Here is a 13,163-nt window from a genome sequence, read left to right as displayed (position 1 = left end):
CGTCCTTATCTTGAAGGACGAAAACGCTCTCGTTTCCGCGGTACCACCTTTGTTTGCCAATTGTTGGCACAACTCTTAGCCCTCTTATCGCAAGGGAAACGGTTATGTTTGCATAACTGCTCAGAAGTAGGTTCGGTAATGGGAGCGGGTGATGTTACTCTCAGCAAATGTAACACTCTCTAACACCTTCACCAGTTACGTACTCGGCTTCTTCAACGCACAAAAATAATTAGATTATTCAAAATTATAGTGAGGAATTAGCAAACTGTCAACAGGAGGATGACGAAAACAGAAAAAACTTGTAAAATAGAATGAATCAGTATTCACTAGCTCGTAAAAAGGGGGAGACAACTTTGTCTATAGTCAAAATAGAAATTCCAACACCCTATGAAGTAGGAGATGTCAATGCATTTATTGTAAAGGGCGATGCACTCAGCATTTTTGATGTTGGACCAAAAACGATGGAAGCCTATGATGCTTTGAAATGGGGAATTCGAGCAGCTGGCTTTGACATGCGAGATATTGAACAGGTTGTGTTAACCCACCATCATCCTGACCATGCAGGATGGGTCGATGCCTTTCCACATGCAGAAATTTTGGGGCATGCCTATAATGATAAATGGCTTCGTCATGATGAAGCGTTTTTAAGCTATCACGAGCAATTTTACAGTGAGCGTTTATTAGAGCATGGGGTACCACAAGAATATATTACAAAAAGTGTACATGTTCGTCGTGAATTAGAGCTTGTGGGTGAGCGCCCATTGACACAAATTTTGGTGGATGGAGACGAAGTGCCCGGTCATCCAGGATTAAAGGCAATAGAAACATTAGGTCATGCACAAAGCCATTTTATTTTCTGGGATGAAAAAACGCATCATGTTATTGGGGGCGATTTATTACTCGAAAAAATAACGCCCAATCCATTAATCGAGCCACCATTAGATCGTACATTAGGACGTCCAAAATCCTTACTGCAATACAATGAATCACTCGAAATTCTACGCCAATTACCCATCAAAATGATGCATACAGGGCATGGGGCCGATTTAGAGGATATTCCTTCTTTAATTGATAAACGATTAGAGCGCCAGCATCAGCAATCATTGAAAGTTAATGAGTTGCTAGGTGACGATCAATTAACGGTTGTACAAGTAACAAAACGCTTGTATCCAGCCATATTCCAGCATCAGCTAGGATTAACCTTGTCCAAAACACTAGGGCATTTAGATTATTTAGAAGCCAATGATTATATTAAATCAACGAAGACCGAAGCAGGTATCTATTTATTTCAAAGGAAGTAGGTTTACACATGAATAAATATAAAAAGACGATCTTCGTGACAGGTGCAACAAGTGGTGTAGGTTTAAAAACGACAGAATTACTTGTAGCTCAAGGGCATACAGTTTATGCCACGGGTCGTAATGCTGTTGCACTAAAGGTGCTAGAACGTTTAGGAGCTCACGTTATCCAAGCTGATTTAACCAATTTACATACACTCGATGATGTTTGTTCACAGCTCCCACCCATTGATGTGGCGATTCTTTCAGCAGGTGTAGGGAAATTTGCTGTAGCCCCCGCTTTAAAGGATGTGGATATTGCTCAAATGATTGAATTGAATGTAAGTGTACCGATTTACCTTGCCAAACGATTAGCTTCTGCAATGATGGCACAACAGCATGGTCATCTAATTTTTATTGGGTCACAGGCAGGAAAGGTAGCAACACCGAAAGCGAGTGTTTATGCTGCTACCAAGCATGCCATTGTCGGTTTCACGAATGGACTTCGTATGGAGTTAGCTCCATACAATGTGAAAGTAACCGCCATCCACCCAGGTCCCATTGATACACCATTTTTAGATAAGGCAAATGATGCAGGTGGCTACAGAGAGTCCTTAGGAAGATTTTTATTATCCGCAGAAGAAGTGGCACAAGCTACAGTTCAAACAATTGACCGTCCAGTTCGTGAGGTAAATTTACCAAGGATCATGGGATTATCGAGTAAATTATATGCACTCGCACCTGCAACCATTGAATTTCTAGGCAAATCATTTTTCAATAAAAAATAGCAATAATCAGACTGTCGCCATGCTCCCTATGTATGGCGACAGTTTTTTTCATACTTACCTGAAATTGTTGATATAGTAGGGAAGATGAAGCTAAAAAAGGAGAATACAATGTACACTATTGGACAAGTTGCTAAATTTTTAGGCATTTCTAGAGATACGATAAAATTTTACGAAGAAAAGGGATTGGTAAAGCCTCAGCAAAATAAAGGAAATGGCTACAGAAGCTATACCCATTTTGATATCTATGACCTAACAACGGTCAATTTTTATCGAGAAATTGATTTGGAAATCAAAATAATACAGGAATTAAGAAGAGGCAAGAGTATCGAGGGCATTCGCTCATTATTAGAAGAAAAAGAGCAGGGAATGTTGGAGGAGATTGCCTATAAAAAACGACAATTAAAAAAGTTACAAAGGGTCAAGGAAGATTGCGAAAAAATTAAGCAATGTTTAGGAACATACAGTATAAAAGAAATGAAACCACTAGAGATAATGGGAGAAATAGATCATTATACCGCTTATGATGAATATGACATTCTAAAAGAAAACACCGATAATTTTAAAAAAGCAGTGGTCCTTACATCATTAAGAAGAGTAATACGGTTTAATGATGAAGGGATACTAGAAGAACAATTTATAATTACCAGAAAAGTTGAAGATGATGACAAGGCAATAGCTGGGGAAATTCGAGCCTATCCAAAATGTCTTTATACAATCATTGAAGATGGTAGATGGTCTACAGGTGGTAAAAATACGGACGATCAAGTGGAAGCCAGTATGAGAAAAGTAGCCGAGGAAATGGGCTATGAGCTGTTAGGGCTTGTGTATATCAATCTACTGCTAGTTACGTATGAAGAAGGGCTGGAACGTATTTTTTTAGAAATGTATGTGCCAATAAAGTAAAAATAGAGATAGATGATTGACCTGTGAGCAACCCCCAGGTTTATGCTGAAGTTCAGTGCAATGAAATGGGGGATCAACATGAATAGAAATAAGAAGCTAAAAAGACCTGTAGCGAGTTTTATTGTCTTAACCAATGTCATTTTTTGGCCGCTTTTTTGTCTTGTAGGAGCTGTCAAGCTGTTAGGGTTTCCAACGTGGGTTTTCGATGTAATACGCTGTCTATCAGCATGGTCATCAACCTTTGCCTTCGCTATATTATTTCCGAAAATATATCCTGGACAGAGCTTTCTACACTTTGTGAAACAAAAATTTAAGAATAGGTTGAACGGATCGGTGATTTTTTCAGTGCTGACGATTCAAGTCGTCATTTTTATTATTATTTTGAGTCTAGTTATGAATAATCATCAAACAGATTCTATTTTTACAATCTCTTCTTGGGTTATACTGAGCTATTACTTTTTTAGAAATCTTTTATCAGGACCATTAGGTGAAGAATTGGGATGGAGGGGTTTTGCCCTGCTGGAGCTTCAAAAGAAGTATTCCGCATTAGTCGCCTCTATCATCATCGGGTTTTGGTGGGGGCTATGGCATTTACCGATATGGCTTACGACTGGCTTTATGGGCATGGATTTACTCCAATATAGTGGCTTCTTTATGATAGCCATCATAGCGACGAGTATTATTATGGCAGGATTTTATAACATCAATCAGAATTTAATCATCCCCATCATCATTCACCAATTCTTTAATTTTTTTATTGGTTTAGTGAACGGGCATCTCGTTGATTTAATGATGTATAATGCCATTTTATATTCAGTAGCCGCCCTGTTATTGATCATCATTAATCCAAAGAATGCATTGTACAAGACAAAATCAATTAAATCGTGAAAAAAAAATCCCGTTTTCTACGGGGTTCTTTTTTATTGATACATTTATATAGTATACATTTATGCCTTTAGTGAAAAAACGCTTATTCGAGTAAATATTCATACTTTCTCCAATGATTTGATGGATTGGTTGACGTTCGCTTAACTAGTAAAATAAATGTCTATGAATTTATAAAAATACACTTGTATTTATTTTTATAACATGATACTATTCGTGTATAAACTTTTAAATGAATGTATAAAAATACATATAGATAGAGCAATGGAGGCGCATTTTTAATGGCAAATAAAAAAGTTGTATTAGCTTACTCAGGCGGACTTGATACTTCGGTAGCAATTCCATGGTTAAAAGAACAGGGTTGGGATGTAATCGCGGTATGCCTTGACGTTGGTGAAGGGAAAGACCTTGAATTCGTAAAAAATAAAGCTCTTCAAGTAGGAGCTATTGAATCTTATATGGTAGATGCAAAGGATGAATTTGCTGAAAATTATGCATTAATTTCATTACAAGCCCATACTTGGTATGAACAAAAATATCCATTAGTATCAGCACTTTCTCGCCCACTAATCTCAAAAAAATTAGTAGAGATTGCGAACCAGGTCGGTGCGGATGCCGTTGCACATGGTTGCACAGGAAAAGGTAATGACCAAGTTCGTTTTGAAGTGTCTATTAAAGCATTAAATCCTGATCTAGAAGTATTAGCACCAGTACGTGAATGGGGCTGGAGTCGTGACGAGGAAATTGAATATGCGATGAAACATAATGTACCAATTCCAGCAACATTGGATTCACCATTTTCAATTGACCAAAATTTATGGGGACGTGCCAATGAAGCAGGAATTATGGAAGATCCATGGGTATCTCCACCAGAGGAAGCTTACGGCTTAACTGTTTCTGTTGAAAATGCACCAAATGAAGCAGAATATGTGGAGATCGAGTTTATAGCTGGTAAACCAGTAGCATTAAACGGAAAAGAAATGAAGCTAGCAGATTTAATTCAAGAATTAAACGCAGTAGCAGGTGCGCATGGTGTAGGACGTATCGACCATGTAGAAAATCGTCTCGTTGGTATTAAATCACGTGAGGTTTATGAAATCCCAGGAGCAAAAGTGCTGTTAACAGCGCATAAAGAGCTTGAAGATTTAACACTTGTAAAAGAATTAGCACACTTCAAGCCAGTGATTGAGAAAAAATTATCTGAATTAATTTACGATGGGTTATGGTTCTCGCCATTACGTGATGCACTTGAAGCATTCCTTGCGCAATCACAACAATATGTAAATGGTACAGTACGTGTGAAACTGTTCAAGGGGCATGCGATTGTAGAAGGACGTAAATCACCAAATTCACTATACAATGAAAAGCTAGCAACATACTCGAAGGAAGATCAATTCAATCACGCTTCCGCTGTAGGCTTTATCGAGTTATGGGGTCTACCAACCGTAGTGAACTCATCTGTTAATAAAAAATAATATTTAACAAGCGAGGTGTGGGAAGGCATTATGCTTTCACTACACCTTTCAATAAGAAATAAAGGAAAAGGTGAGCTGACATGACAAAACTTTGGGGTGGACGTTTCCAAAAATCAGCAGAAGCATGGGTAGACGAATTTGGGGCATCCATTGGCTTTGATCAGCAACTTGTGCTAGAGGACCTTGAAGGTAGTGTTGCACATGTCACAATGCTTGGTGCAACAGGAATTTTACCTGTAGCTGACGTAGAGGCCATACTAGGTGGTCTTGCCCAATTAAAAGAAAAGGCAATCGCAGGTGGGCTTGAATTTAGCGTTGCCAATGAAGATATACACTTAAATTTAGAAAAGATGCTGATTGATTTAATTGGTCCTGTTGGTGGCAAGCTACATACAGGTCGTAGCCGTAATGACCAGGTCGCGACGGATATGCATCTTTTCTTGAAAAAGCGTGTGCAGGAAGCAATTGATTTAATCGTGACGTTTCAACAAACATTAGTAGAGAAGGCTCAAGAACATATTGAAACGATTGCGCCTGGTTATACACATTTACAACGTGCCCAGCCAATATCCTTTGCGCATCATTTAATGGCGTACTTTTGGATGCTAGAGCGTGATAAACAACGCTTTACAGAATCCATCAAGCGCATTGATATTTTGCCATTAGGGGCAGGGGCTATGGCGGGAACGACTTTCCCAATCGACCGCTTAAAATCCGCAGAATTACTTGGCTTTAGTGAGGTATATGCCAACTCTATGGACGCTGTGAGTGATCGTGATTTTATTGTGGAATTTTTAAGTAATGCATCCTTGTTAATGGCGCATTTATCACGCTTTGCTGAGGAAATTATTATTTGGTCTACAGATGAATTTAAATTTATTGAATTGGATGATGCCTTCTCTACAGGTTCTTCCATTATGCCACAAAAGAAAAACCCTGATATGGCAGAGCTCATTCGTGGGAAAACAGGGCGCGTTTACGGGAATCTAATGGGCTTATTAACCGTGTTAAAGGGCACACCTTTAACGTATAACAAAGATATGCAGGAGGATAAAGAAGGCATGTTCGATACTGTGCATACCATTCTTGGTTCACTGAAAATCTTTGAAGGCATGATTCGTACAATGACCGTCAATACAGAACGTTTGCATCAAGCTGTCCATGCTGATTTTTCAAATGCAACAGAGCTAGCAGATTATCTTGCGACAAAAGGTATGCCATTCCGTGAGGCACATGAGGTGACAGGGAAGCTTGTCTTCACATGTATTCAAAAGGGGATTTACTTATTAAATTTACCGCTGGAAGAAATGCAGCAGGAAAGTGCACTAATTGAAGCAGATATTTATGATGTGTTAGCGCCAGAAGCGGCTGTTCGACGCCGTCATTCCTTAGGTGGAACCGGCTTCGAACAAGTGAAGATCCAAATTGACAAAGCAAAAGCCTGTCTTGTAAAACATTAATTGTTGCGTGCATGTCCTTGTGACTTTTGCATAGATATTCATTAAAGCTGTCCAGTGAGGCACTATGAAAACCTATATCCTTTTTCAACTAAGCCAGAGGGTGACGTGAAAAAGAGACCCTTACATACGTGAAGGACAATCCCCAATTCTGGAGACGCGGAATTGGGGTTTTTGTATAAGAAAATGGTGGGAGGGATCCGGTAAATGAATGAGCGTTTTACAAAGGGGCTTGACACAATCAAACAATATATGACTGAGGAAGAAGTAACACAGATGATTACATCCGATCCATTAGCCGATGTGGCACCTGATTTACGCAAAATGATTATTGAATTTGCTTATGGTGATGTCTATGCACGACCAGGATTGGAGGCCAAAAATCGAGCACTTGTCGTGATAACAGCAGTTGTCACACAAGGTGCTGCGCCGCAAACAAAAACCCATATCCAACGAGGATACCATGCAGGCTTAACACAGACAGAAATTGTCGAGGCTCTGTTACAATTAGTGCCCTACATCGGTTTTCCAAAAGTGCAAAATGCCTTAACCATTGCACAGCAAGTCTTTGCAGAAAAAATTTGAAGCATGAATAAAAAATCAGGCAAAGGTTCATAATAAGTTCGGAAACACTTATTAATCTAATATGATGGGGAGGATGCAGAATGAGTAATAGTCAAACACCCAAAGACCAAGAATCTCAGGAAAGTCCGCCACAACTGGTTAAGGTTGAAGCTTCTTAAAACTTAAGCCTAAAGGTGAAACAGAATGGATCTGCTTCGCTGTAGATTAAGTTGAAGCGTAAACCTACTAGTAAAAAATCAAATAGAAGCAATAAGTGTCCATGGATCCAGAATTATTCTGGGTCCTTTTTGTGGTTCACTGTTAACAATCTAATTGAGGGTGAGAAGCAGAGAGAAAGGCGCTCCTACTAGGGTAATAAAATTCATAAGGAAGGCAAAATGCACTCACCCAAGCCAAGACTCCACCCCTTTCAAAGGTAAAACATCATATAAGACATTCACATAGGTGAGTTAGTTACCTTCATTTGACATTTTGAGAAATCTGTATTACTCTATACATAACAGATTCTGTTTGGGTATTAACAATACAGATTGGAGGAGCGATATGCAAATACGGTTAGATCCAAATAGTGAATTGCAGCTTTATAAGCAATTAGCCAATCAATTAATTGAATTCATCGCAAAAGGTGAACTGAAAAATGGTGATACATTACCAGCGGTGCGTGCGATGGCTACGGATTTAGGTATCAATGTAAGCACAGTGAGTAAGAGCTACCATGAACTCGAGGAAAAAGGGTTAATCGAATTAAAACCGAAAGCGAAGGCAGTCATTATTGGTGGGCAAAAGCGAGAGCTGGAAGAAACAGAGGTTGAAAAAGTGGAAAATGCTTTAAAGCCAATTATGGCGGAAGCTTTTGCACGTGGGTTTGAAAAAGAACAAATAACAAGTTTGTTCCAGCGAATTTTAAAACAATGGAAGTAGGGGTAGTATGCTTATAATAGTAGGCATCTTTATCATTGTCGGTATTTTGGAAACCATGACACCACATTTAACAAGAAAAACGAATGTTTTTGGTGTTTCGATACCAGAACCTTATGTCAAGCATCCTCAATTACAGCTTTGGAAGAAGCGTTATAGTCAAATCATCGGAGGAATTGCAGGCTTATTTTTACTAGGTCAAATCGGATTCTCTTTGTCGCCTATGCAAGAGGAGAAAACGTCTTTAATCTCCTTTATCCTTTTGTATGTCATGCTCCTGCTATCATCTGGTCTTTACATGAGTTACCATGTTAAAACGAAAAATTTAAAGGGACAGGAACAATGGGAAACAAACATCAAAACGGTGCATGTAACAGACTTAACAATCCGCCAAAAAGATGAAACACTATCGCCCTTATTTTTTAGTTTACCTATCATCATGACACTGGCATTGATTGTTTTTACGTACATGAATTATGACACCATTCCAGCAATTTTTGCCACGCATTGGAATGGTGCAGGGGAGGCGGATGGTTGGACTGAAAAAACTAGGCTCTCCGTCATCAGTATGCCACTGATATTATTAGCGATACAAATTAGCTTTTTCATCATGGGCCAAGGGATGAAAAGTGCCAAAATTCAATTGAGTGCACAGGCTAGAGAAGCCTCAGTTCATCGGGAACTGACTCAACGCAAATATGGTAGCTGGTATTTAGCAGCGATTAATTTTAGTATGACGATTCTATTTATTGCTTTACATTATACAACCGTTATTTTACATGACCAAACAGCCCCATACTTTTTTCCCCTTTTTCTTGTCTTTAATATCGTTACATTAGGTGGCTTACTAGTATTAATTTGGAAGCTCAGTAAAAGCAATGAACGTTTTGATGAGGTACATACAAATGAAACAGCTGCGGCAGATGATCAATACTGGAAATGGGGGATTTTTTATTGTAACAAAAACGATCCATCCTTATTAGTGCCGAAAAAATTTGGAATCGGATGGACTGTCAATTTTGCGAATAAATGGAGCTACATCATAATCGGTATTACCTTATTGCCAATTTTATTGGTGATCTTCATATAGAGAGGAAGATTGGATGAAAAAATGGTTATTGTTATGTTGCACATTGTTACTTTTAAGTGCCTGTGGGCAAAAAGAGGTCACTGCGGACAATCAAGAGACAAAGGGGCAAAGTGCAATGAATGAACAGTTTATCGGAAAATGGGAGGGAAATATTGAAACGCCTAATGGAGCACTGCCAATTATCGTCGATTTACAGAAGGATAGTGGTACATTATCTGTTCCAGCACAAGGTTTATTTAATTTTCCATTTCAAAGTGTCAAGTATACAGATGACAATGTGAAAGTATCTATTCATTTGAACGGCTCTGTTATTGCGATAAACGGCATATTAAAAAATGAACAAATAGAGGCTACATTTCAACAAAATGGTGGGAATTTCCCCCTAATTTTAACGGCTTATAAAGAGCAGCCCGTTACCTATGAAAAACTAAAAATTCCTGTTCAACAGGGAGACTTAACAGTTGCTTTACAAAAAGCGAGCACGTCGCCATCGCCTGTGGCTCTCATTATAGCAGGCTCTGGGCCAACTGATAAAGATGGTAATTCCGCTCTAGCTGGTAAAAATAATAGCTTAAAAATGCTGGCGGAAGGTTTAGCACAAGAGGGCATTACGACGGTTCGCTATGATAAGCGAGGACTTGGTGATAATCAAGCGCTCTTAACAAAGGAAGAAGATGGGACGTTTGATCAATACGTGGATGATGCAGTACAAATCCTACAAACATTGATGGCGGATAAAGCTTATACAAGTGTACACGTGATTGGTCATAGTGAAGGCTCACTCATTGGTTTGCTAGCAGCTCAAAAAACAGGGGTAGCGTCCTTCGTCTCTATCGCAGGTGCTGGAAGACCATTGGACGTAGTACTCTTAGAGCAATTAAAAGGTCAGTTAGCACCGAAGCTTTACAATGAATCAACGGATATTTTGACAGCTTTAAAGCAAGGCAAGCAAGTGACAACTGCTTCGCCAGAACTACAAGCCCTCTTCCGTCCATCTGTTCAGCCTTTCCTGATTTCCTTGCTAAAGTACCATCCTGCTGACGAGTTGGAGAAAGTAAAAAGCCGTGTATTAATCGTACAAGGAACAACGGATTTACAAGTAAAGGAAGTCGATGCCGAGGCATTAAAGAAAGGCAAACCAGAGGCGAAGCTACTTTATATGGAGGGTATGAACCATGTATTGAAAAAGGCTCCAGCAGATCGTGCAGGAAACTTAGCAACCTATTCAGACCCTTCATTGCCATTACATGAAAAATTACTACCAGCGATTCAGCAATTTATTAATGAAGAGTAGGATGATGAACGATGAGTATCTTTGTATATGGAATTATCATGCTGCTATTTCTGACCTTTGCCATTGTGCTGTCCCAAGGGAAAGGAGCGTTTTTAATCGCAGGATTTAATACGATGCCAGAAGAAGAAAAAAAGCAGTATGATGAGCAAGCATTGGCGAAATTTATGGGGAAAATGATGTATGGCTACTGCTTTTGTGTGCTTTTATGGATTCTTAATGAACTTTTTCATACACAGTGGTTATTTTTTAGTATCGGACTTGTTCTTTTCGTAGCATTGACGATCTTTTTAATGATCTATGTGAACACAGGCAATCGTTTCAAAAAATAAGAAGGATATAAAATGGACTTGGTCAATGCAATGACAAGTCCATTTTGTTTGACTACATTTGAAGGAAATGCATTTTATCTATGAGAATTATTATCAATTAGTGGGATTTCTGTTAAACTAGAGACATGCTATTGGTTAAACTAGAAGGAGTGCTTGAGCTCGATGAAATTAAGTGATCATATACTTTTATGGAATCACGCATACATCAAAATTATGGATGTACGATTGACAATGATGGAGCAGGGAGAGGATTTTGGTCCCTATCGATTGCCGACCAGTGCCTTTCTCTATACAAAAAGAGGGAATGCTCAAATCTGGCTGGATAAAAACAGACATCTGGTACATCCGTTCCACGTCCTGCATGCAGGAAAAGGGGTGGATGTAGAGATTGTAGCGGAGAAAGAGTTTGAATACTTTATGATTTTCTATAAGGCAATACTTCCGTTACCTCATCGCCAAGAAATGGTAGCCTTGATGGAAAATCATAATCCTTTCCACTATCAATATGCTTTTGTGCCAGCTCATCCTCTTGCATTACTGGACAAAGCAGAGCAGATGAAGATAGTTTGGCAACAGGCCCATGACAAAGATCTGAAAAATTTACATATAAAATCATTATTCTATCAATTTATCTATGAATTATTGCGGCAAATGCATGGACAGGGAATTCATCCCGTAAAGCCAGATATGGTGGCGCAGGCAGTTCGCTATATAGAGGAACATGCGCATATGCCTCTAACACTAGACATCATAGCGCAAGAGTTAGGCTGTAGCATTGGTTATTTATCAAAACTGTTTAAAGAAAAAATGCATACAAGCCCGATTCATTATTTAGGTGAAATGCGTGTCAATAAAGCAGCGGCATTACTCGTGCAAACAGATGCTACGTTGCAGGAAATTGCGGAGCATGTCGGTTATCCTGACGGTCATTCCTTGAGCCGAAGCTTTAAACGATACAAGGGTGTATCTCCAGCACAATTTAAAGTGGCATGGAGGCAAAAGCGGCAACTGGAAGATGAAGAATTGCCACTTTGGAAAAGAAGATATGCTATTCTCCCAAAACAATTCGAGTGTTATATTGATGATGAAATTGAAAATCATTATCAACGAAAGGGAGTAAATGAAATGTCGAAGTACAAAAATATGAAAGTAAAGGCTATGACGTTGTTTATGTGCCTATCATTGCTGCTAGCAGCATGCTCAAATACAAATGGAGCCTCATCATCTGCGACAAATCAAGTGGAATCACAAGCAAATAGTGGACAAGAGGCTGTACAGGAAGGAAAGACAAGAATTGTTTCGACGCCTAGAGGTGATGTAGAAATTCCAGCTCAGCCACAGCGTGTAGCGGCTGATCAATATATGGGGCAGCTTTTAAAGTTAGGAATTATTCCAGTTGGTGTACGTGAAGGCATGTTAACGGAAGGTTGGATTGAGAAAGCGGGGATTCCGCAAGAAACGCTCGCTAAAATCGAGAATTTAGGTGGCTTCCCAATGAATCCTGAAAAACTCATTATGCTAGAGCCCGATTTAATCATTGGGTCGATTGAGAAAAATATTGAACAATACGAAAAAATCGGCTCCACTGTTTTTATTCCTTACTGGGAAGAGCTTTCGACGGCCGGGCCATTAGAAAAATTTAGAAGAATTGCTGAAGTATTTGGAAAAGAGCAGGAAGCTGAGTTATGGATAGAAGACTATGAACAGAGGGTAGAAGATGCTCGAAAACAAATCGATGGCATCATTAAAGAAGGTGAAACGGTATCAGTCGTGCAATTAAGCCCTACAGGTTTATTTGTGTTAGCTGCTGAGGGAGGGAATTATGGTAGTAACACCATTTATCAGATGTTGAAATTACCTCCAACAGAGCAAGCTTTAAACATGAAAGAGGGCTTTGAAAATATCTCATTAGAGGTATTGCCACAGTATTTAGGCGATCATGTATTTGTCTATGTCAATTCGCAAGAAGATGCAGAAGAAATTTTGAATAGTCCGATTTGGCAGGGAGCACCTGCTGTTAAAAATGGCAATGTTTATATGTATGGTGAGTTCGATGATGAGTTTGTCATGGAAGATCCTTACTCTTTAGACCTACAACTTGAGAAAATTGTCAAAGTTTTATTGGAGAAAAAAATAAAAAGCAAGTAAAACCTGTATTCATT

The 13,163-nt window shown here is 39.0% G+C and carries 12 protein-coding genes; all 12 read left to right on the top strand.

What is annotated here, in order from left to right; genetic code table 11:
- Positions 1-311: 311 nt before the first annotated feature.
- The 12 genes from MKY46_RS13800 to MKY46_RS13745 all read left to right on the top strand — a co-directional run bounded on the left by MKY46_RS13800 (position 312) and on the right by MKY46_RS13745 (position 13,149).
- Positions 312-1,301: an MBL fold metallo-hydrolase gene (locus MKY46_RS13800; protein ID WP_170829910.1), complete on the top strand. Its 990-nt coding sequence runs from the start codon at positions 312-314 to the stop codon at positions 1,299-1,301.
- Between the two features lie 8 nt (positions 1,302-1,309).
- The gene (locus MKY46_RS13795) at positions 1,310-2,065 is read left to right on the top strand and encodes an SDR family NAD(P)-dependent oxidoreductase (protein WP_058844530.1); all 756 of its coding nucleotides are present in this window, start codon (positions 1,310-1,312) and stop codon (positions 2,063-2,065) included.
- A 108-nt stretch (positions 2,066-2,173) separates the two neighbouring features.
- Complete coding sequence (locus MKY46_RS13790; protein ID WP_058844531.1) at positions 2,174-2,968, top strand: MerR family transcriptional regulator; 795 nt, start codon at positions 2,174-2,176, stop codon at positions 2,966-2,968.
- 78 nt (positions 2,969-3,046) lie between these two features.
- On the top strand, positions 3,047-3,856 hold the full coding sequence (locus MKY46_RS13785) for a CPBP family intramembrane glutamic endopeptidase (protein ID WP_036120119.1): 810 nt from the start codon (positions 3,047-3,049) through the stop codon (positions 3,854-3,856).
- Positions 3,857-4,134: 278 nt separating this feature from the next.
- Entirely contained in the window at positions 4,135-5,328 is a 1,194-nt protein-coding gene (locus MKY46_RS13780; protein WP_058844532.1) for an argininosuccinate synthase, read from the top strand.
- 80 nt (positions 5,329-5,408) lie between these two features.
- On the top strand, positions 5,409-6,788 hold the full coding sequence (gene argH, locus MKY46_RS13775; protein ID WP_058844533.1) for an argininosuccinate lyase: 1,380 nt from the start codon (positions 5,409-5,411) through the stop codon (positions 6,786-6,788).
- Positions 6,789-6,992: 204 nt separating this feature from the next.
- Positions 6,993-7,370 (top strand): carboxymuconolactone decarboxylase family protein, encoded by a 378-nt coding sequence (locus MKY46_RS13770; protein WP_036120128.1) that lies wholly within the window; start codon positions 6,993-6,995, stop codon positions 7,368-7,370.
- 543 nt (positions 7,371-7,913) lie between these two features.
- Complete coding sequence (locus MKY46_RS13765; RefSeq protein WP_036120131.1) at positions 7,914-8,291, top strand: GntR family transcriptional regulator; 378 nt, start codon at positions 7,914-7,916, stop codon at positions 8,289-8,291.
- 7 nt (positions 8,292-8,298) lie between these two features.
- On the top strand, positions 8,299-9,378 hold the full coding sequence (locus MKY46_RS13760) for a DUF1648 domain-containing protein (protein WP_036120134.1): 1,080 nt from the start codon (positions 8,299-8,301) through the stop codon (positions 9,376-9,378).
- Between the two features lie 13 nt (positions 9,379-9,391).
- Positions 9,392-10,672 (top strand): alpha/beta hydrolase, encoded by a 1,281-nt coding sequence (locus tag MKY46_RS13755; RefSeq protein ID WP_036120137.1) that lies wholly within the window; start codon positions 9,392-9,394, stop codon positions 10,670-10,672.
- Positions 10,673-10,683: 11 nt separating this feature from the next.
- On the top strand, positions 10,684-11,001 hold the full coding sequence (locus MKY46_RS13750; protein WP_340809170.1) for a DUF3784 domain-containing protein: 318 nt from the start codon (positions 10,684-10,686) through the stop codon (positions 10,999-11,001).
- Positions 11,002-11,163: 162 nt separating this feature from the next.
- Positions 11,164-13,149 carry an AraC family transcriptional regulator gene (locus tag MKY46_RS13745; RefSeq protein ID WP_340834516.1) on the top strand — a complete coding sequence of 662 codons (1,986 nt, stop codon included), beginning with the start codon at positions 11,164-11,166 and terminating at the stop codon, positions 13,147-13,149.
- Positions 13,150-13,163 lie beyond the last annotated feature (14 nt).

Origin of the sequence: Lysinibacillus sp. FSL M8-0355 (assembly GCF_038008985.1) — a bacterium.
GTDB lineage: Bacteria > Bacillota > Bacilli > Bacillales_A > Planococcaceae > Lysinibacillus > Lysinibacillus fusiformis_D.
Note: the sequence above shows the minus strand (reverse complement) of the source record. Positions and strands in the feature narration are given on the sequence as shown.

Coding starts and splice junctions, on each gene's coding strand:
- MKY46_RS13800 (WP_170829910.1), top strand. CDS start 312: ATGAATCAGTATTCACTAGCTCGTAAAAAGGGGGAGACAACTTTGTCT.
- MKY46_RS13795 (WP_058844530.1), top strand. CDS start 1,310: ATGAATAAATATAAAAAGACGATCTTCGTGACAGGTGCAACAAGTGGT.
- MKY46_RS13790 (WP_058844531.1), top strand. CDS start 2,174: ATGTACACTATTGGACAAGTTGCTAAATTTTTAGGCATTTCTAGAGAT.
- MKY46_RS13785 (WP_036120119.1), top strand. CDS start 3,047: ATGAATAGAAATAAGAAGCTAAAAAGACCTGTAGCGAGTTTTATTGTC.
- MKY46_RS13780 (WP_058844532.1), top strand. CDS start 4,135: ATGGCAAATAAAAAAGTTGTATTAGCTTACTCAGGCGGACTTGATACT.
- argH (WP_058844533.1), top strand. CDS start 5,409: ATGACAAAACTTTGGGGTGGACGTTTCCAAAAATCAGCAGAAGCATGG.
- MKY46_RS13770 (WP_036120128.1), top strand. CDS start 6,993: ATGAATGAGCGTTTTACAAAGGGGCTTGACACAATCAAACAATATATG.
- MKY46_RS13765 (WP_036120131.1), top strand. CDS start 7,914: ATGCAAATACGGTTAGATCCAAATAGTGAATTGCAGCTTTATAAGCAA.
- MKY46_RS13760 (WP_036120134.1), top strand. CDS start 8,299: ATGCTTATAATAGTAGGCATCTTTATCATTGTCGGTATTTTGGAAACC.
- MKY46_RS13755 (WP_036120137.1), top strand. CDS start 9,392: ATGAAAAAATGGTTATTGTTATGTTGCACATTGTTACTTTTAAGTGCC.
- MKY46_RS13750 (WP_340809170.1), top strand. CDS start 10,684: ATGAGTATCTTTGTATATGGAATTATCATGCTGCTATTTCTGACCTTT.
- MKY46_RS13745 (WP_340834516.1), top strand. CDS start 11,164: ATGAAATTAAGTGATCATATACTTTTATGGAATCACGCATACATCAAA.